18 protein-coding genes are annotated in these 18,170 nt (G+C 42.5%); 10 read left to right on the forward strand and 8 right to left on the reverse strand.

Features of this window, described 5'->3' with window-relative positions; translation table 11 throughout:
- Nucleotides 1-152: 152 nt before the first annotated feature.
- The 3 genes from CLV93_RS16745 (at nt 153) to yidC (ending at nt 6,148) form a co-directional block, all read left to right on the forward strand.
- Nucleotides 153-2,426, forward strand: a complete 2,274-nt coding sequence (locus CLV93_RS16745; RefSeq protein WP_170108982.1) for a DUF349 domain-containing protein — start codon at nt 153-155, stop codon at nt 2,424-2,426.
- A 149-nt stretch (nt 2,427-2,575) separates the two neighbouring features.
- Complete coding sequence (gene pyrG, locus CLV93_RS16750) at nt 2,576-4,183, forward strand: CTP synthase (RefSeq protein ID WP_106543372.1); 1,608 nt, start codon at nt 2,576-2,578, stop codon at nt 4,181-4,183.
- A gap of 27 nt (nt 4,184-4,210) precedes the next feature.
- The gene (gene yidC, locus CLV93_RS16755) at nt 4,211-6,148 is read left to right on the forward strand and encodes a membrane protein insertase YidC (protein ID WP_106543373.1); all 1,938 of its coding nucleotides are present in this window, start codon (nt 4,211-4,213) and stop codon (nt 6,146-6,148) included.
- 138 nt (nt 6,149-6,286) lie between these two features.
- Here yidC and ribH read toward each other — a convergent pair whose 3' ends face one another.
- Both ribH and CLV93_RS16765 read right to left on the reverse strand, forming a co-directional pair.
- Nucleotides 6,287-6,781 (reverse strand): 6,7-dimethyl-8-ribityllumazine synthase, encoded by a 495-nt coding sequence (ribH, locus tag CLV93_RS16760; RefSeq protein WP_106543374.1) that lies wholly within the window; start codon nt 6,779-6,781, stop codon nt 6,287-6,289.
- Between the two features lie 79 nt (nt 6,782-6,860).
- Entirely contained in the window at nt 6,861-7,553 is a 693-nt protein-coding gene (locus tag CLV93_RS16765; protein WP_106543375.1) for a tetratricopeptide repeat protein, read from the reverse strand.
- A gap of 245 nt (nt 7,554-7,798) precedes the next feature.
- On the opposite strand from CLV93_RS16765, the gene recF reads away from it, so the two are divergent.
- Together recF and CLV93_RS16775 are read left to right on the forward strand one after the other, a co-directional pair.
- The gene (gene recF, locus CLV93_RS16770) at nt 7,799-8,944 is read left to right on the forward strand and encodes a DNA replication/repair protein RecF (RefSeq protein ID WP_106543376.1); all 1,146 of its coding nucleotides are present in this window, start codon (nt 7,799-7,801) and stop codon (nt 8,942-8,944) included.
- Between the two features lie 76 nt (nt 8,945-9,020).
- Nucleotides 9,021-9,311, forward strand: coding sequence for a DciA family protein (locus CLV93_RS16775; protein WP_106543377.1), 291 nt, complete (start codon nt 9,021-9,023; stop codon nt 9,309-9,311).
- A gap of 4 nt (nt 9,312-9,315) precedes the next feature.
- Here the strand turns inward: CLV93_RS16775 and CLV93_RS16780 are convergent, their stop codons facing one another.
- Nucleotides 9,316-9,915, reverse strand: a complete 600-nt coding sequence (locus CLV93_RS16780) for an aminotransferase class IV (RefSeq protein ID WP_106543378.1) — start codon at nt 9,913-9,915, stop codon at nt 9,316-9,318.
- A complete protein-coding gene (locus tag CLV93_RS16785; RefSeq protein ID WP_308788899.1) occupies nt 9,899-10,894 on the reverse strand; it encodes an aminodeoxychorismate synthase component I in 996 nt (331 codons plus the stop codon). The genes CLV93_RS16780 and CLV93_RS16785 overlap by 17 nt, the downstream gene beginning before the upstream one ends.
- Nucleotides 10,895-10,914: 20 nt before the next feature.
- On the opposite strand from CLV93_RS16785, the gene CLV93_RS16790 reads away from it, so the two are divergent.
- Nucleotides 10,915-11,484, forward strand: coding sequence for an anthranilate synthase component II (locus tag CLV93_RS16790; protein WP_106543380.1), 570 nt, complete (start codon nt 10,915-10,917; stop codon nt 11,482-11,484).
- Nucleotides 11,485-11,491: 7 nt separating this feature from the next.
- Here CLV93_RS16790 and CLV93_RS16795 read toward each other — a convergent pair whose 3' ends face one another.
- From CLV93_RS16795 to CLV93_RS16805, 3 genes are all read right to left on the reverse strand, one after another.
- A complete protein-coding gene (locus CLV93_RS16795) occupies nt 11,492-12,190 on the reverse strand; it encodes a DUF3307 domain-containing protein (protein ID WP_170108983.1) in 699 nt (232 codons plus the stop codon).
- Between the two features lies 1 nt (nt 12,191).
- Nucleotides 12,192-12,881 carry a fumarate hydratase gene (locus CLV93_RS16800; protein WP_106543382.1) on the reverse strand — a complete coding sequence of 230 codons (690 nt, stop codon included), beginning with the start codon at nt 12,879-12,881 and terminating at the stop codon, nt 12,192-12,194.
- Nucleotides 12,882-13,035: 154 nt separating this feature from the next.
- Nucleotides 13,036-13,698 (reverse strand): Crp/Fnr family transcriptional regulator, encoded by a 663-nt coding sequence (locus tag CLV93_RS16805; RefSeq protein WP_106543383.1) that lies wholly within the window; start codon nt 13,696-13,698, stop codon nt 13,036-13,038.
- A 116-nt stretch (nt 13,699-13,814) separates the two neighbouring features.
- On the opposite strand from CLV93_RS16805, the gene CLV93_RS16810 reads away from it, so the two are divergent.
- The 4 genes from CLV93_RS16810 (at nt 13,815) to CLV93_RS20620 (ending at nt 17,381) form a co-directional block, all read left to right on the forward strand.
- On the forward strand, nt 13,815-14,696 hold the full coding sequence (locus CLV93_RS16810; protein WP_106543384.1) for an ATP-binding protein: 882 nt from the start codon (nt 13,815-13,817) through the stop codon (nt 14,694-14,696).
- 65 nt (nt 14,697-14,761) lie between these two features.
- Nucleotides 14,762-16,405, forward strand: coding sequence for a hydroxylamine reductase (gene hcp / locus CLV93_RS16815; RefSeq protein WP_106543385.1), 1,644 nt, complete (start codon nt 14,762-14,764; stop codon nt 16,403-16,405).
- A 242-nt stretch (nt 16,406-16,647) separates the two neighbouring features.
- Nucleotides 16,648-16,968, forward strand: coding sequence for a cupin domain-containing protein (locus CLV93_RS16820; RefSeq protein WP_106543386.1), 321 nt, complete (start codon nt 16,648-16,650; stop codon nt 16,966-16,968).
- Nucleotides 16,969-17,057: 89 nt separating this feature from the next.
- The gene (locus tag CLV93_RS20620) at nt 17,058-17,381 is read left to right on the forward strand and encodes a nitrous oxide-stimulated promoter family protein (protein ID WP_106543387.1); all 324 of its coding nucleotides are present in this window, start codon (nt 17,058-17,060) and stop codon (nt 17,379-17,381) included.
- A gap of 116 nt (nt 17,382-17,497) precedes the next feature.
- Here the strand turns inward: CLV93_RS20620 and CLV93_RS16830 are convergent, their stop codons facing one another.
- A complete protein-coding gene (locus tag CLV93_RS16830; protein WP_106543388.1) occupies nt 17,498-17,770 on the reverse strand; it encodes a hypothetical protein in 273 nt (90 codons plus the stop codon).
- Between the last annotated feature and the right edge of the window lie 400 nt (nt 17,771-18,170).

An 18,170-nucleotide genomic window follows, 5' to 3' on the forward strand; every position in this document is an offset into this window, starting at 1 on the left:
TTCTTTTTGCTAAATTCAAAATATATGTTTATTTTCTTTGAGGATTAACCCCCAATTCTATATTTTCGTAAGAATAACAAAGGCTTAAGTGCTTTTGTGTTTTGGGTCAAATTCGATTATTGATGGAGTCCAACGAACTAAAAAACTCGGCTATGCCAGAGCACAACGACGAATCTCGTAATTTGAACGAGAGGGTAGAAAATGAAGAAGTCTCGAAAGAGGGACAAACGCCGGTTGACAATGAGCAACACGCAGATGAACAGCAACCCGAAAAGAAGAAGCAGGTAGACGATCCGGAAGAGCAGCTTGCAGAAGAGGAAGTTGTGTCTTCATCGGAAAAGATCGATGAAAAAGCCTCTGACGACGAAACTGTTGCAGATATCTCGGATGAAGGTGCTCCCAATGAGGAAGAAGCTCCCGAAAAGCTTGCGGATAATTTAGAGAATCAATCCATGGAGTTGGAGGAGGAGCCGAACGAGGTCGACGAAAATAAAGAGGAGGGAGAGGCTGTCAAAAAAGATGAAGAGCCTGTTGTAGAAAAGTCGGAAGAAAATACCTCAAAAGAGGAAGAGAGCACTGAAAAACCGGAAGGTAGTTCCGAGGATGAATCGATGGATCTGGAGAAAGACCCTGACGACGTGGATGAAGACGAAGAGGATGATGAAAGCGACGAAGAGGCTGTCGATAAGGCTTCAGTTGATTATTCGGGATATAACAAGGTCCAGCTGATCAATACTTTCCGAAAAATTCTTCCCAATGGTATCAGTGAGGATATTCGCCCTCAGGTAGAAGCCATCAAAGCCAATTTCTACAAGCTGCATAATACCGAATTGGAAGAGCAGAAGAAAGCTTTTATTGCTGAAGGAGGAAATGAATCAGATTTTCATCCTGAGCCCGATCCGTATGAGAATGACCTGAAAGATCTTCTGAAAGAATTTAAAAACCTTAGAACCGAATATCATCGCAGACAAGAGGTTCAGAAAGAGGAAAATTATCAGAAGAAATTGGAGATTATAGAAGAGCTGAAAGCGTTGATTAATAAGGAAGAGTCGATAAATGCGACTTTTCAGGAATTTAATGCACTGCAGGCCCGCTGGCGTGAGCTGGGCCAGGTTCCCCAGGGAAGAGTGAAAGACCTGTGGGAGAATTACCACCATCATGTAGAGAATTTTTACGACTACATTAAGATAAACCGCGAACTCCGTGATCTTGACCTGAAAAAGAACATGGATAAGAAGATTGGACTATGTGAAAAGGCTGAAGTATTGGCTGAAGACGAATCCAATGCGGTAAAAACGTTCCGTCAACTGCAGAAGCTGCACGAGATGTGGCGTGAGATTGGCCCTGTACCACGGGAGAATAAGCAGGAATTGTGGGAGCGATTCAAAGCAGCAACGACTGTTATCAACAAACGATACCAGGAATATTTTGAAGAGGAGCGGAGCAAACAAAAAGAGAATCTGGAGAAGAAGGTTGAGCTCTGCGAAAGAGCAGAAGAGTTTGCAATTTTCGATTCGACTAATCCGCGTGAGTGGAATGAGATGACTGAGAAAATTATTGCTCTTCAGAAAGAATGGAAAACCATCGGATTTGCTCCCAGAAAAGATAACACCTTAGTTTGGGAACGTTTCCGTGCTGCCAACGATACCTTCTTCAGGAAAAAACGTGAATTCTGGGCCAAGAGCAAGGAAAAACTTCACGAGAACCTGGCGAAGAAAATCGAGATTTGTGAACAGGCAGAGGAAATAAAAGACAGTACTGATTGGAAGGGCACAACTGATAAGTTGATTGCTTTGCAGAAAAAGTGGAAGGCAATCGGGCCGGTACCAAGAAAACAGAGTGACATTGTTTGGAAGCGGTTTCGTGCTGCCTGTGATGAATTTTTCAACAAAAAAGGTTCGCATTTCTCCGGTATGACGGATGAGCAGGAAGAGCACCTTAAAGCTAAGAAAGCGTTGCTAGAGGAGGTTGGTAATTTCAAGCCTTCCGGAGATGTTGAGGCGGATGTTGCTAAATTAGCGGAATTTCAGGAACGCTGGAAGGTGACAGGCCGCGTACCTTTCCGGAGAAAAGATGATGTGGAATCGAAGTTCCGGGACGCCATCAACGAGCAATTCGATAAAATTGAAATGGACGAACAGGAACGTAACCTGTATAAGTTCCGGAACAAGATGGTACACTGGATGACCATTCCGCGCGGATGGGGTCGCATCAATAACGAACGCGACCGTAACGTTTCCCGCATCAAGCAGCTGGAAAGTGATTTGGGAACACTGCAGAATAACATTGGTTTCTTTGGTGATTCGGAAGGCGCTCAATCATTGGCCGACAATGTTCAGTCGAAAATTGATCGCATAACCTCTCAAATCAATTACCTGAAATCAAAAATTGAAATCATTGATGGACTGGAAGAAGAGTCCCGATAGATTTACATAAAGTATAAGAGAGCCCGTTACTGAATGGCAACGGGCTTTTTCATGCTCAGATTTACCCTAAATTTAATTTTAGGCTTCACCTCTTCAGATTTTATTCGTTACTTTGCATACTTTCAAAAAGCTCAAAAAATCATAGGAACGTGGCAGCAACGAAGTATATTTTTGTGACCGGCGGTGTAACCTCTTCGCTGGGGAAAGGGATTATAGCTTCTTCTTTGGCTAAGTTATTGCAATCCAGAGGATACAAGGTAACCATTCAAAAACTTGATCCATACATTAACGTCGATCCCGGAACATTAAATCCGTACGAGCATGGAGAGTGTTTTGTAACAGAAGACGGTGCAGAAACCGATTTGGATCTCGGACATTATGAACGTTTTTTGAATACACCTACTTCGCAAGCCAATAATGTTACTACTGGCCGTATTTACCAATCGGTAATCAACAAAGAGCGCAGAGGCGATTATTTGGGTAAGACTGTTCAGATTATTCCTCATATTACTGACGAAATTAAGCGCTATATCAAATATCTCGGCTCGAAGCGGAAATTTGATGTTGTGATTTCAGAAATTGGTGGAACGGTTGGTGACATTGAATCGCTGCCCTATATCGAAGCTGTTCGGCAGTTGAAATGGGAGTTGGGTGAGAATGCGCTTTTCGTTCATCTTACGCTCGTTCCTTATTTATCTGCTTCTGGCGAGCTGAAAACAAAGCCCACACAGCATTCAGTTAAGACACTGCTTGAGAACGGAGTACAGCCCGATGTGCTGGTGTTGCGTACAGAACATCAGTTGACACCAGATATTAAGCGTAAGGTGGCACTCTTCTGTAACGTTGAAAAAGAGGCTGTTATCGAATCGATTGACGTACCCACTATTTATGAGGTGCCGATAAAGATGAAGGAAGAGCAGCTCGATGAAATCGTGTTGAAAAAACTCGGACTGCCTCTTGGCGTCTCTCCTCAGCTGGAAGCCTGGAATGATTTTCTGTATCGGTGCAAGAATCCGAAGCAAAAAATAAAGATTGGCCTCGTCGGAAAATACGTGGAGTTGCATGACGCGTATAAATCCATTTCCGAAGCATTAATACACGCAGGCGCGGCCAATGAAGCTGAAGTTGATATAGCCTGGATTCACTCTGAGCGTGTTACGCAGGAGAACCTGGAGCGTAAACTAAAAGGATGCGACGGAATTTTGGTGGCACCGGGATTCGGACATCGTGGTATTGAAGGGAAAATACTGGCCACACAGTATGCACGGGAAAACAAAATTCCATTCTTCGGTATTTGTTTAGGAATGCAAATCGCGGTCATTGAGTTTGCACAGAATGTACTCAATATGTGTGGTGCCGATTCAAGTGAAATGAACCCTTCCACAAAGTATCCGGTTATAGACTTGATGGAAGAGCAGAAAGGCATTATCGAGAAAGGCGGAACCATGCGACTCGGTGCTTACTCCTGTCAATTGAAAAAAGATTCGAAAGCTTTTGCTGCGTATAATAAAGGAAAAGTTCATGAACGTCATCGTCACCGCTATGAGTTCAATGATAAATATTTGAAAGATTTTGAAAGTGCCGGTATGAAGGCTGTTGGAACCAATCCGGAAACCCGTTTAGTAGAGGTTATGGAAATCCCGGAACATCCATGGTTTGTTGGTGTACAGTTCCATCCTGAATACAGCAGTACGGTTCTGAAACCGCACCCGTTGTTTGTTGCGTTTGTTTCAGCTGTATTGAAAAATAAGAAGTAAATAATTAAATAGTTGTAAAAGACTCCTATGGATAGAAATACCATTAGCGGACTTGTTCTCATTTTTGTCATACTGATTACATTCAGTTACTTTAATAAACCTTCGAAGGAAGAAGTCGAGGCTGCCAAGCGCAAGCGCGACTCAGTTGAGCAGGTTCAGGCCGAACAACAACGTATAGCTGAGAAAAAAGCTCAGGAAGCTACGACTACTCAACAGCCACAGGAAAAAGCTGATTCAACAACAACAGCAAAGACTGCACAGACAAGTGAAAACCGGAAAGACGAGTATGGCGCCTTTGGCGATGCTGCTGTGGGAACTGAGAAGTTCGTTACGCTGGAAAATAACCTGATGAAAGTAAAGGTCTCCACGAAAGGGGGACGGATTTATTCGGTAGAATTAAAAAATTATAAAAGATACGACGGCAAACCATTGGTATTGTTTAGTGGTGATGCCAACCGTTTCGGTTTGAATTTCTTCTCACAAAACAGAAGCATTGAAACGGACAAGCTGTATTTTACACCTTCAGTAAGCTCCGATAGCTTGGTTGCTACCGGACCGAAAGTTCCGAAAGGAAAAGAAGGGCGTATCAATTTTAACGAAGACCATCCGGGAGGTTCGAAAACATTGACGATGCGGGTAAACGCCGGAAATGGCAAATTCATCGAATATGTTTATACCATCAAGTACAACTCGTACATGATGGATTTCAATATTCGCTCGCAGGGACTTAGTCAATTGATTGGCGGTAATGCTTATATGAGCTTTAACTGGGCCATCGATGTTCCTCGTCAGGAGAAGAAATCGAAATACGGCGAGGATCGTTACACGACTATCTATTACAAGTATCATCAGGATGAGGTGAACAGCCTGAGCTCTTCCAAGTCTGATAGCAAGGATTTGACAACCAGTGTGAAGTGGATCGGATTTAAGCAGCTGTTTTTCTCTTCCATTCTGATTGCCGATAACAGCTTCACCAGTGCAAAAATTAAAAGCAACAAAACTGAAGATAATCCGAACTACCTCGCAGATTTCTCGGCCGATGTAACCATTCCGGTTGACAATGCCAAGACGCAGAACGTTCCGATGAAGATGTTTTTTGGTCCGAACCAGTACAATGTCCTTAAACAATACAAGCTTCAGCTCGATCAGGAGATGAACCTGGGATGGACAATTATTGGTTGGGTAAACAAATTCATTGTGATTCCGGCGTTTGATTTCCTTCGCAGGTACATCAACAATTTTGGAATTATCATTCTGTTGCTGACCATTTACATCAAGCTCATCATTTCTCCGTTTACATATAAGTCGTACTTGTCGCAGGCGAAGATGCGTGCGTTGAAACCGGAAATTGACGAGATCAAGGCCAAGTATGGCAAAGATAAGGCGATGGAATCTCAGCAGGCTACGATGGCACTTTACAAGAAAGCAGGGGTGAATCCCATGGGAGGTTGTTTGCCCATGCTATTCCAGTTCCCGATTCTGATTGCGATGTTCCGGTTCTTCCCGGTATCCATCGAGTTGCGTCAGCAGAGTTTCCTCTGGGCGCATGACTTATCGTCGTATGACTCGATTCTGCACCTGCCGTTTACCATTCCGTTTTATGGCGATCACGTAAGTTTGTTCTGTTTGCTGATGACCGTTACCAACGTCTTCTACATTAAGATGAATAACGAGATGAATGCGGCCGGAACACAGCAGATGCCGGGAATGAAAACAATGATGTACTTGATGCCTGTAATGTTCCTGTTCATCTTCAATAACTACGCAGCAGGTTTGAGTTTGTATTACTTCCTGTCGCTGTTGCTGACCTTCCTGCAGATGTTCATCTTCAAGAAAGCTATCGATGAAGATAAGATTCGCAAGCAGATTACAGCTAAACAGAAGAAACCAGCGAAGAAGTCGAAATTCCAAAAGCGCTTGGAAGATATGGCTCGGCAGCGTGGTATGGAAGCACCGAAGAAATAATAGAAGATATTCTCAATAAAATTGAAAGAGCAGTCCAGTAGGGCTGCTCTTTTTTCTTTATGCTTACGCAGAATATATGTCATAAAAAAAAGCTGCCCAGTACTGAGCAGCTTTGGTGTAATATGTTTTGTAATTCTATTATTCGCCATTTTCGAAATCACGCTGCAAGGCAACCATCTTAATGGCGGTAACGGCTGCTTCGTCGCCTTTATTACCATGTTTGCCGCCGGCACGGTCTAAGGCTTGTTGCTGATTATCGGTGGTTAAAACGCCGAAAATTACCGGTAAATTGAATTTCATGTTCAAATGGGTTGCTCCCTGCGAAACACCTTCACAAATGAAGTCGAAGTGTCGGGTTTCTCCCTGTATCACACAACCGAGCAACAGAACAGCATCTACGTCGGTATTTTCAGCAAAAAGCTGACCGCCCAGAGTTAGTTCAAAACTTCCGGGGACGTGTTTAACACGGATGTTATCGTCTTGTGCTCCGTGCTTTTTCAGTGTTTCAACAGCACCACGAGCTAATGCCCCGGTTACTTCATAGTTCCATTCCGATACCACAATACCGAATTTCATGTTTTCGGCCGATGGAACTTTTTCCATGTCGTATGCAGATAAATCTTTTGTAGCCATTTTTTCAGGATTTTTGCAAAGATAAAAAATCCCCTCCGTTCCAAACGAAGGGGATTGCTTTATCGAAAACTAATTCGTTTTATTTTTTTGCCAGGATTTCAACGCGGGCAATGTATTTGTCGATTTGACGTCCCTCGTTGCTTTCCGGGTACTTTTCTTTTACCGTTTTGTAAACGTTCAATGCATCATCATATTTACCCATGGTTTCATACAGATTGCCCGCTTTCATGAGGTAAATAGGTGTGGTGAATTGATTGTCGTTCATATTGGCAGCGTCCATGTAGCGGCTAACTGCTTTGTCGTTATTACCCAATTCGGCATAGGCGTCACCGGTAGCTCCTTTGGCAATCGGACCAATCAGCGGATCATCGGTACTGAAATCATCAAGATATTCAATGGCCTGCTCGTATTTTCCAAGATGGAGGTAAGAGATTCCGGTATAATAGCGTGCCAGATGACCTGAAGAGGTACTTCCGTATTCATCTAAAATGTCGAGAAATCCGGGATAGTTACCGTCGCCGTTAAGCGCCAGGTTGAATGAATCTTTCTGGAAATATTGTTCGGCAACAAACATCTGAGACTGTGCCTTTTTCTCACGCGGAATTTTATAATACCGGTGGAAGGCCAGAAAGAGAATGGCTACAACTACGCCCGCACCAAAAATGTAAGTGATGATTTTTTGATTCTTTTCAAAAAATTGTTCAGTTGAGGTCAACGCGTGTTCAACTTCCTGTAGGTTTTCGCCGGTGTGTTTGTTTTTTCCTTTACTCATCTTATTTATTATGTCTTTATTTTCAGGTCGTGTAAACGTGAAGGCAAAAATAAATTTTTTTCAGGAACCATTGGTATTTTTGATCATAAAAATATGATGTCGGCGCTAAAAGAAATTTATTGGGACATTTCTGACTAAGTAATTGAAAAACAGATTGAATATTAATTCGGAATCGGCAAACCACTGTTCCGGACGATTATTTATTAGTTTTGTAGCCGGATTATTTCCCTCAATCACACTCATTCATGTACATAAAGGAATTATCTGTCATCAATTTTAAGAACCTCGAGCAGGTAGAGTTGGAATTTTCGCACAAACTGAATTGTTTCATCGGGAACAACGGTGTGGGGAAGACCAACCTGTTGGATGGGATCTATTATCTTTCCTTCTGCAAAAGCTATTTCAACTCGGTTGACTCGCAGAATATCCGTCACGAGGAAGAGTTTTTTGTGTTGCAGGGACAGTACAGTCGTCTGGATGAGGATGAGAATATTTATTGTGGATTTCAGAAGGGGCAGAAGAAAAAATTCCGTCGCAATAAGAAAGAATACAAACGACTGTCGGAGCACATTGGTCTGTTGCCGTTGGTGATGATTTCTCCATCGGACACAAGTTTGATTATGGGCGGAAGCGATGAACGCCGGAAGTTCATGGATAGTGTGATTTCGCAAAACGATCGCCAGTATCTCGATCAGTTGATTCGGTACAACCGGGCACTGTTGCAGCGTAATAACTTGCTGAAATATTTTGCAGCCAATCGCGTATTTGAACCTGATAACCTGGAAGTGTGGGATGCGCAACTGGTGATGTTAGGTGAAAAGATTAACAAGCGTCGGCAGGAATTTCTGGGAGAGTTGCAACCCATTTTCCAGAAATATTATGACTTCATATCGGACGGGCACGAGCAAGTGACTCTCGAATATCAATCGCAGTTGAATGAAGGCGATTTTGAAGGGCAACTTAAGGAAGCACTTCAGCGCGATAGGGTTTTGCAATTCACTTCCGTGGGAATTCATAAAGACGATTTGGAGCTGAAGTTGGGCGATTTTCCTATGAAGAAAATGGGATCTCAAGGCCAGAAAAAAACGTATCTGGTCGCTTTGAAGCTCGCACAATTCGATTTTATTCGTTCGGTGAATCAAGCTATGCCAATTCTTCTTCTCGATGATATTTTTGACAAACTCGATGGCGAACGAGTGGAGAAGATCGTCAAACTGGTTTCGGGAAACACATTTGGACAGATTTTTATTACCGATACTAACCGCGAACATCTCGACCAGATTATTCCCCGAGTAGGGGCTGATTACCGCATATTCCGGGTAACCGATGGTGCCGTTACCGAGAATGGAAATAATAATGGCGGTGAACCAAAAGTTGTTGAAAACAATTAGGGACCGACAGTGCTAATGTGATTTTCCCTTTATACTTTTGAAATAAAGAATACCTGCAAGAAAAAAAGCAATTGAGATGCGCAGAAGTGAAACACAATCGTTGGGAAGTGTGATTAAGGAATACCTGAAGGAATCGCGGATGGATGGCAAGCTAGCCGAAGTGGAAGCCGTTAATTCCTGGGAAACCATTATTGGGAAAACGATTGCGCGTGCTACCACCAACATTTATATCAAAAATGGCGTGTTGTATGTACATCTCCGTTCTTCTATCGTGCGCAACGAGCTGTTTATGATGCGACATCAGATTGTGGATGCGATGAACAACCATGTGGGACGGCAGGTTATTCGTGAAATTATTCTTCGCTAAATACTTACCACTTTATATTTTCTATCGGAATTGTGGGCGATTCTTCTATCGAAATCATTGCGTTGATGATGCGTGCTTCGTCAAATTCCGATAACATTTCCGGCTGGATGGGAATCGCTTCAATCCTACTTTCTTTTATATAACAGGCCCTGCGTGTTCCGGGAAGAAGCGGCGTATCAGGAGTGAACCATTTATCTTCTTTCAGGAAAACGATATTGGCATATGATGTGTCGGTAATGAAGCCATTTTTGACCAACAGCACGCCGTCGGCATCACAGCGCTGAGAAAACAAATCCTTCAGTTTTTCTCGATCAGCATATTTGTATCTGTAATTAATATCATCGGCATTCACCAGGCGAAGAGAATGAACTGCTCGCATTGAATAAGGCTCGAACTCTACTTTCTCGATAGTTTCCCGGTAGGTAACGCGGCATTTGAACAGGCCATTTTTCGCTTCCGCAGGAATATTCAGATTGTTGGTTAAATCGATTTGCGTGGTCATGTTCAATACCTCTCGCCGAGTTCGATTCAGCCGGGCATTATGCCATGAAAGTCTTTCGGGCTCCCCATTTCGGATGCATATGGTTTCAATGAATCGGCACATATACTTTGTCAATCATTTCCTGGTATTCTTTCTCCGGCTCGCTAAAAACGGTGATGCCTCCGCCACTGCGGAATATCATTTGATTATTTTTTTGTTCAATATAGCGAATCATCACGGCAGAATCGAGATTTTGCCCATCAAATAGGCCAAATACACCGGTGTAATAACCCCGTTGGTCGATTTCCGATTCCTTAATGATTTCTACTGTCTTCTGCTTGGGTGCCCCGGAAATTGAGCCTGCTGGCAGCAATGTGGCTATAATGGTTCCAATGTTGGAATGATAATCTGAAGGAAGTTCACCTGAAATCTCCGAACTAACCTGCAGCAGCGTTTTTTCGTGGGTTTTTACTTCATCTATGTAGCGAAATTGGGAAACATGTACTTTTTTTGCCACCATCGATAAGTCGTTCCGAATTAAATCGACGATTGTGTTGTGTTCAGCCGTCTCTTTCCGGTCGTTCAAAATCTGGCTGGCAGCATTGGGAATGGCCGCATCGATGGTTCCTTTCATTGGATAAGAGGAAATTTTTCCGTCGGTGATTTTTACGAAAATCTCCGGTGAAAACACAACACATTTTTCTGGAAGTAGCAATTTGTACGGTGCTCTGCTCCGGTGAAAGATTTCTTCGAATGACAAGTTGGTTTTCACTGGAGTGGGGAAGGTGAGGTTGGTGAGAAATGAATTACCATGCCGGATATGACGCATTACATTGTCGAAGCCTTTTCGGTAATCCGAAAACGAAATTGGTTGTTTCTCGAACTGTATTGCTTTTTTGGTGGGAAAAACTGGCTGAAAATTGCGTTGTCCATTAATTTCGAACAAAATACCCCGACTTTCAGCTTCAGCAAGTGTAAATATTAGGGGAGCTTTGAGGTCGAAGTCAAGTATGAACAGAAATGGTTCATGTTGTGCAGCGAGTCTGTTCATTTTTTTTGCGAAGTGTTCACTCATGCGAAAGAATGGTGTAGTTTTGCGCATCAAAACTAATACTTTTCCCGATGCGGATACTGATTTTCGATAACTACGATTCGTTTACCTACAACCTGGTGCAGTTGGTAGAGCAGTGGGACGGAACTGATGTGGTTGTCCGAAAATATGATGAAATTTCCCTTAATGAGGCAGCTGACTTCGATGGTATCATCTTTTCGCCCGGCCCCGGATTACCTGGGGAGGTCCCGTTGATGAGCGAAATTATTCGTAAAATGGGACCGAAAATGCCGATACTGGGTGTATGCTTGGGTCATCAGGCTATTGCTGAGGCTTTTGGAGGAAGGTTGAAACATCTCGATGCAATTTATCACGGTACAGTCATCCGGACGGAAACATTGATTCCGGATATACTTTTTAAGAATATCCCAACTGTTTTCGAAACGGGGCTTTATCATTCATGGGCGGTAGATGATGCCGGTTTTCCAGAAGAACTGGAAATAACAGCTCGGGGCGAAACCGGAAATATTATGGCTTTGCGGCATCGAACCTGGCCTGTCAGGGGAATACAATTCCATTTGGAATCAATCATGACACCTGATGGGCAGCAGATGATTGAGAATTGGTTGAATGGACTGTAGAAGTAGGCTAAAAATAGCTTACCATTACACCCATTAAAATGGCTATTCCAAAACTCAGCAAGGTTCCAACTAATACATACTCTGTCTTTTGAGCATCGCTAAAACGCAGAATAGATTTGGCGGCAATGATGAAACCAACCACCGAATACTGCTGTAATAAGACTAGTGTGAGTACAAGAAGACGTTCGGTGATACCGATTAGTTTACCAGCATTGGGTAAACCTCCTCCGTTTTCTTCTTCCGTTTCAGCAGGCGCTTTCACTGAGAAATATCGAAAAATGTACCGGATGATGATGTTGGATGGTTTTACGCAAAGTGTGTAAGCAAATATAATGGCAGCTATTCGAGGAGTGATGAAAACTGGTAGTTGATTCATGCCCGAATCAACATAGAACCAAACGATTGCTGTAATGATTATGATGTGAGCAAACTGGTCGATAAAGAACCAATCTTTGTTCCATTTTACTCTGATGAGACTTTTAATAACATCTGTCAGAAAGTGCAAAACAGTCAGGGCTAATGCAGCTGACCAGAACGCTAATTGCAGTGAAAAGAGCCATGATGAGGCAAAGACAATGAGAATGTGGAAGATATGAATTTTGCTGATTATTTTCTTTTCCTTTTGCAAGCTCCAGTGTTCGCTTTGAAGAAGGAAATCGGCTACCAGGTGTGCCGTTAGCTGAAGGAATAGAAGGTTAATCATCATGTCAGTGTATGTTTTCTTCGAAGTATGAAACAGCTCTGTATATAGCATTCCAGCCAGCGGCCGTCGAATGCTGATTGATAGTTGATTGATTTTTTTTGAGAATTTTGGCGATCTCAACTTCTGATTTATTCAATAATTTATGAAATACTACTTCGCACTGTTTGGCCGAACAACGTGCGAGAATTACGTCCAGCATTTCGAGTATTGTTTCATGCAAATCTTCAAGTGCCTGGTCGGATGAGAGGAAGTACATTGTTTTTTTTATAATGACTTTTTGCTTGTCGTAGGTGTCTTTACGGTTTAGTGCTCTTCCCGAAAGGTAAATGGCTTCTCCGTCCATTACGCCTTTTACGGGCTGGTAATTCTCTAACGGAGCTACTGCAATGGCTATTCGTACGCCGTGTTCTTTAAAGTATTTGAGTCGTTTATTTTCGTATTTAGGTTTTGGAAGTTCGAGTGAGCGGACAAAGGTTTTGATAAGGAGGGCTACACGCAATGCAGCATCCGGTTCTTCCAGAGCGCATTCGATGTAATCTCCTTTCAGGATACGACCATAGAAGCCTTCTTTTTCAAAATGTTTTGTAAGTTTCTTTACCAAACCTCTTAGCTTAGTTGCCAGAATATCCCGACTTTCCGCTGATAAAGCTGTTGAGGAAACAATATCGCACGAAATAGTTGCCCTGTTTTTCATTTCACAAATGAATTCATCTGTTTAAAGGAATAATTTATTAGTAAATATACTAATAAATATTAAATATCGGTAAATATGCTAATATTTTTTATCGGTAAAAACACTTATAAATAGTATTTATCGGTAAATTTACTAATGATTAGCAGGAGTTTCATTACAACAGATTTTTTAGTGCTTCAGCATTTTTTACCTCTACCTCGCCACGTCGCCACTCCAGTATTCCTTCTCGTTGCAATTCGCTTATTGTTCGTGCCAATGAGGGGCGAGCGACTCCAAACATCTCGGCGAGGCTTTGCTGATTTTGTTTTAACGAAATATTCCGAAATCCTGGTTTATAATGCTGTAACAGGAAGAAGGCGATTTTCTCACGAATGGTTTTAAAATTAAGGAAACTGATTTTTCTCGAAAGAAACTGGGCTTTATCGCTAATAATATTTAGGAAGTTATTCAATACTCGATTGTCAAGGCTTAGCAGTCGCGTAAAATTGGGCTTCAGAATGATGAGCATTTTGCCATCAGCCATGGCCGACAGGTTCACCGGGAAGCGGCTGTTTTTCCCGAAAAGGAAACCGGCTGCGACCATTTGTGGGGGAAGTAGTTCTTCAATTTTCAAGCTGTTTCCACTAAAATCAACCATCTCACCCTGAAGTTTTCCTTCCAAAAGAATCATTGCTGCTTTCACTTCTTCTCCGGCTACGGCCAGTAAATCATCTTTGTGGAAGTGTCGTATCTGATGTGGAACTTTGCCCAGCAGATTTTCTACTTCTGTTGGTTGAAGTCCTTTGAGTATGGGCGATTGTGTTAGAATCGTATTCATTACAGAAAGTTTTTACACAAATATACCAATTTGTAACAGCTGTTACACTTTCCCGGTAAGGGCCCATCTACATTTGTAATGTAAAATTTAAACGACAGTAATAAAGAAAACGAAATATGAAACGCGACATCATCAATATAGACGAAGAGAAATGCACCGGTTGTGGTCTTTGTGTTCCTAATTGCCACGAAGGAGCATTGCAGATTATTGACGGGAAGGCAGTTCTAATCAGCGATTTGATGTGCGATGGTTTGGGAGCTTGTATCGGACACTGCCCGGAAGAAGCTATTACGATTGAAAACCGTGAAGCACAACCGTACGATGAGGTGAAGGTGATAGAGATTATGGTAAGCAAAGGTTTCAATACGGTGGTCGCTCATCTGAAGCATTTGCGTGAACACAACGAGACAGGATTTCTGAAACAGGGAATGGGATATTTGGTGGAAAACGAGGAGAATTTACCTTTTTCTGTTCAAGCGGTGAAGGATGCTGTTCACACCGAGCCGAAGCCGGCAAACGGAAGCAGTTGTGGAGGAGGATGTCCGAGCTCTCAGACCGTTGTTTTTAATCCGGAAGAGTTGAAATTGGCACCTAAAGGCGAGAATGGTTCATTGGCTTCTCAACTTCGCCAATGGCCGGTGCAGATGCATCTTATCAATCCGCTAGCTCCTTATTTCCGTGGTGCCGATTTACTGGTGGCAGCCGACTGTACAGCTTTTACACTGGGGGATTTCCATCAAAATTATTTGAAAGATAAATCGTTGGTTATTGCTTGTCCCAAACTGGATTCCGGAAAGGAGATTTATCTGGAGAAGTTAATCACTCTCATTAATGAAGCGAAAGTGAACACTATCACTGTACTGATGATGGAGGTGCCTTGCTGCGGTGGTTTACAGCAGCTGGTTCAAATGGCTACGCTTCGGGCCAGCCGAAAGGTTCCGGTAAAAGCCATTACGGTAAGTATTCGGGGCGAAGTTCTCGAAGAAGAGTGGGTATAGAAGAACGTAAAAGTGATTTTAAATCAACAGTTAATCATAAAACTTAATCTTTAAAACGAATTATCATGAGTATGTTTTGTTTTCAATGTCAGGAAGCCGCTAAAGGCGAAGGTTGTACCATCAAAGGTGTTTGCGGAAAAACCGATGATGTAGCCAACTTGCAGGACTTACTGGTCTTTGTTACCAAAGGATTATCGATATACGCTCACGAAGCACGCCAAATGGGAATTGAATGGGAACCGGTGAATCGATTTGTATTTGATGCCCTGTTCATGACGATTACCAACGCTAATTTCGACAAGAAGAAGATTGAAGAGAAAATTCGGGAAGGGCTGAAATTACGCGCTGAATTGAAAAACCGCTTCGAAGCCGAAGGTGGAAAACTTTCGTCGAATCATGAATCACTAACATGGGAAGCTGACACGCTGGAGGCTTTCGAGGAAAAAGCAGCTAATGTGGGAATCCTCTCAACTGCTAATCCTGATGTTCGTTCGTTGCGTGAGTTGATTGTTTATGGTGTGAAAGGAATGGCCGCTTATGCTGAGCACGCTTTTAATCTCGGTTACGAGAAAAAAGAGCTCTATGCTTTCATGCAAAAGGCGTTGGCCGCAACTACCGATGATACTCTTTCGGCTGACGATTTGGTTGCCCTGACGATGGAGACCGGAAAGTACGGAGTGGACGTGATGGCATTGCTCGACCAAGCAAATACAGAGAGCTATGGTAACCCTGAAATTACAGAGGTAAACCTTGGTGTACAGAAGAATCCCGGTATTTTGGTCAGCGGTCATGATTTGAAAGATTTTGAAGAATTGCTGAAGCAAACTGAAGGAACCGGCGTAGATATTTATACGCACAGCGAAATGTTGCCTGCTAACTATTATCCGGCTTTCAAGAAGTATGAACACTTTGTCGGTAACTACGGTAACGCATGGTGGAAGCAAAAAGAGGAATTTGAAGCGTTTAACGGGCCGGTGTTGCTGACAACTAACTGTTTGGTTCCTCCTGCTGATTCGTACAAAGACCGTGTTTATACTACGGGAGCAGCTGGTTTCGACGGAGTAAAACATATTGCACCTCGGAAAAATGGTGAATCGAAAGATTTCTCTGAAATTATCGAACACGCGAAAAAATGTGCTGCACCGACAGAGTTGGAAACCGGAACGATTGTAGGTGGTTTTGCTCATAACCAAGTAATGCAGTTGGCTGATAAAGTTGTTGATGCGGTTAAGACCGGTGCTATAAAGAAATTCTTTGTAATGGCAGGTTGCGATGGTCGCATGAAGAGTCGCGATTACTATACCGAATTTGCCGATAAACTTCCGGAAGGAACGGTTATTCTGACTGCCGGTTGTGCCAAATATCGTTATAACAAGCTGCCTTTGGGTGATATCGGTGGTATTCCTCGTGTGTTGGATGCAGGACAGTGCAACGACTCCTATTCATTGGCAGTAATCGCGTTGAAACTGAAAGAAGTTTTTGAACTGAATGACATCAATGAGTTGCCGATTGCATACAACATAGCGTGGTACGAACAGAAGGCTGTGATTGTGTTGCTGGCGCTGCTCTATCTCGGTGTAAAGAATATTCATCTCGGCCCGACACTTCCGGCATTCCTCTCACCAAACGTGGCAAATGTACTGGTAGAAAACTTTGGAATTGCAGGAATTAAAACAGTCGACGAAGATATTGAGGTTTTCATGGGTTAAGTTTAGGTTGATTGGCAAATAAAAGCCGGTCGGAGTATTCTTTCTCCGGCCGGCCTATAAAAACCAAGCCTTTTAAAGAAATATTCAATTTTTGATTGGTTTAGCATAGCAAAGCAGGTTGGACTGCAGTTTTTGGATTGAAAAGTGAAGATGATGACTCAATCGGTTTCCCGGAATGGATAGTGAGTTGGATAGCGGAGAAATCGGGGCCGGTCGGGCTCATCAAAATGAGTTTGTAAATTATGGAAAAGGGAAAACAGTTTAACGTTGCTTCCGGCATTGAGTACGCTGAAGGAGCGGTGGTCAGTAAAACCATCATCAAAGAACCGACCGGTACCATTACGCTATTTGCTTTCGAGAAGGGGCAGGGGCTGAGTCCTCATACTGCACCTTTCGATGCACTGGTACAGGTTGTAGAAGGGAAAGCTACAATTACTATTGGTGGTGAGAATTCAGAGTTGGAAACGGGGGAAGCCATCATTCTTCCTTCCAATATTACTCATGCCGTTGAAGCAACTGAATCATTTAAAATGCTGTTGACCATGATCAAAACCAATTTATAAGTACAAGAAGTAGTTAAGAGGTTAATTCGTTTTTATTCCCGCCGGACTTGGTTCGGTGGGAATTTACTTTTCAGCAGATAGTTTTGTCAATGACCGGAAAACGCGTTAAAGAAAAGCAGATTGTGACCCTCATGGTTGAATTGTATTGTCGAAAAAATCATAGAGTGGGAGGAATTTGTTCTGATTGCCAAGAACTGCTCGATTATGCAGAAAAACGATTGGATAATTGTGTGTTTAGTGACGAAAAGCCTGCTTGCAAACAATGTCTGGTCCATTGCTACAAACCTGCAATGCGCGAAAAAATTCGTGAAGTAATGCGTTGGTCGGGCCCCAGGATGTTGTTTTATCGTCCAGGAGTGGCGATACGTCACCTTTTATCGAAACCGTTTGAGAGCACCGGGCAAAGGAAGTAGTCGACCGCAATGCAATAAGGCTTTTGTTTTGATAAGGTTATGGATGCACGCATATTTCCCCGGAACTGAAAGGTATTCAGTAGGTGTAAGCACAAAAAAAGCCGGAAAACTCCGGCCTATGATAAGAAGATCTCTTTGAAAATCATTTCAATCTCAGCGTCGACTGACGGTGGAATCTTATAGTGATCCGTGTAGTCGAAAGTTATTCCCTCATCCAGTTCATGGACAATCAGAATTTCGGTCAACGCCTTTGGACTCTTTCCCCAGAAATCTCTGATTTCCGTCAATCTTTCATCTTTACTGATGATCTCTTTCACAATTCTGTTCTTAAATCTTCTCTTTTGCTCCTGAAAAGATTTAACTGTCTGTAATTCTGTAGTTCTACTCATTCTAGTTGGGTTTGAATTTGTTGTTTGGTGGTTTACTTTATTTGTAATATCATCATGTTATTTTGTATTCTGCAATGCCAATTTACGTGTTACACTGAACAGAAAAAAGCAAACAGGTTATACAGCATACGGCTCCAGTTATCAATATATGTTGATGTAACGGGTGTTGTTTCCGATTTAGTGCCTTCAAATGACAGTTTTTCAAAACGATATGTGTTTAACTGGTTATAAGTGAATAGTATAGATGTTTTTTAACATTTCTGTTTTACGGCAGTATAAAAGTCTGATTTTAATCATGCATTAGGCTGTGTATTATTCTCTTACTGTTATTTTGACTATATCCTTCCTTTACCTTCCTCTATAAACCATTTTAACTCCACAAGCTGTGTACTCAAACTGT

Origin of the sequence: Prolixibacter denitrificans (assembly GCF_003014495.1) — a bacterium.
Taxonomy (GTDB): domain Bacteria; phylum Bacteroidota; class Bacteroidia; order Bacteroidales; family Prolixibacteraceae; genus Prolixibacter; species Prolixibacter denitrificans.

Excerpts from the sequence above, each read along its gene's own strand:
- CLV93_RS16745 (WP_170108982.1), top strand. The coding sequence starts at position 153 with ATGCCAGAGCACAACGACGAATCTCGTAATTTGAACGAGAGGGTAGAA.
- yidC (WP_106543373.1), top strand. The coding sequence starts at position 4,211 with ATGGATAGAAATACCATTAGCGGACTTGTTCTCATTTTTGTCATACTG.
- ribH (WP_106543374.1), bottom strand. The coding sequence starts at position 6,781 with ATGGCTACAAAAGATTTATCTGCATACGACATGGAAAAAGTTCCATCG.
- CLV93_RS16765 (WP_106543375.1), bottom strand. The coding sequence starts at position 7,553 with ATGAGTAAAGGAAAAAACAAACACACCGGCGAAAACCTACAGGAAGTT.
- recF (WP_106543376.1), top strand. The coding sequence starts at position 7,799 with ATGTACATAAAGGAATTATCTGTCATCAATTTTAAGAACCTCGAGCAG.
- CLV93_RS16775 (WP_106543377.1), top strand. The coding sequence starts at position 9,021 with ATGCGCAGAAGTGAAACACAATCGTTGGGAAGTGTGATTAAGGAATAC.
- CLV93_RS16780 (WP_106543378.1), bottom strand. The coding sequence starts at position 9,915 with ATGTGCCGATTCATTGAAACCATATGCATCCGAAATGGGGAGCCCGAA.
- CLV93_RS16785 (WP_308788899.1), bottom strand. The coding sequence starts at position 10,894 with ATGCGCAAAACTACACCATTCTTTCGCATGAGTGAACACTTCGCAAAA.
- CLV93_RS16790 (WP_106543380.1), top strand. The coding sequence starts at position 10,915 with ATGCGGATACTGATTTTCGATAACTACGATTCGTTTACCTACAACCTG.
- CLV93_RS16795 (WP_170108983.1), bottom strand. The coding sequence starts at position 12,190 with ATGATGATTAACCTTCTATTCCTTCAGCTAACGGCACACCTGGTAGCC.
- CLV93_RS16800 (WP_106543382.1), bottom strand. The coding sequence starts at position 12,881 with ATGAAAAACAGGGCAACTATTTCGTGCGATATTGTTTCCTCAACAGCT.
- CLV93_RS16805 (WP_106543383.1), bottom strand. The coding sequence starts at position 13,698 with ATGAATACGATTCTAACACAATCGCCCATACTCAAAGGACTTCAACCA.
- CLV93_RS16810 (WP_106543384.1), top strand. The coding sequence starts at position 13,815 with ATGAAACGCGACATCATCAATATAGACGAAGAGAAATGCACCGGTTGT.
- hcp (WP_106543385.1), top strand. The coding sequence starts at position 14,762 with ATGAGTATGTTTTGTTTTCAATGTCAGGAAGCCGCTAAAGGCGAAGGT.
- CLV93_RS16820 (WP_106543386.1), top strand. The coding sequence starts at position 16,648 with ATGGAAAAGGGAAAACAGTTTAACGTTGCTTCCGGCATTGAGTACGCT.
- CLV93_RS20620 (WP_106543387.1), top strand. The coding sequence starts at position 17,058 with ATGACCGGAAAACGCGTTAAAGAAAAGCAGATTGTGACCCTCATGGTT.
- CLV93_RS16830 (WP_106543388.1), bottom strand. The coding sequence starts at position 17,770 with ATGAGTAGAACTACAGAATTACAGACAGTTAAATCTTTTCAGGAGCAA.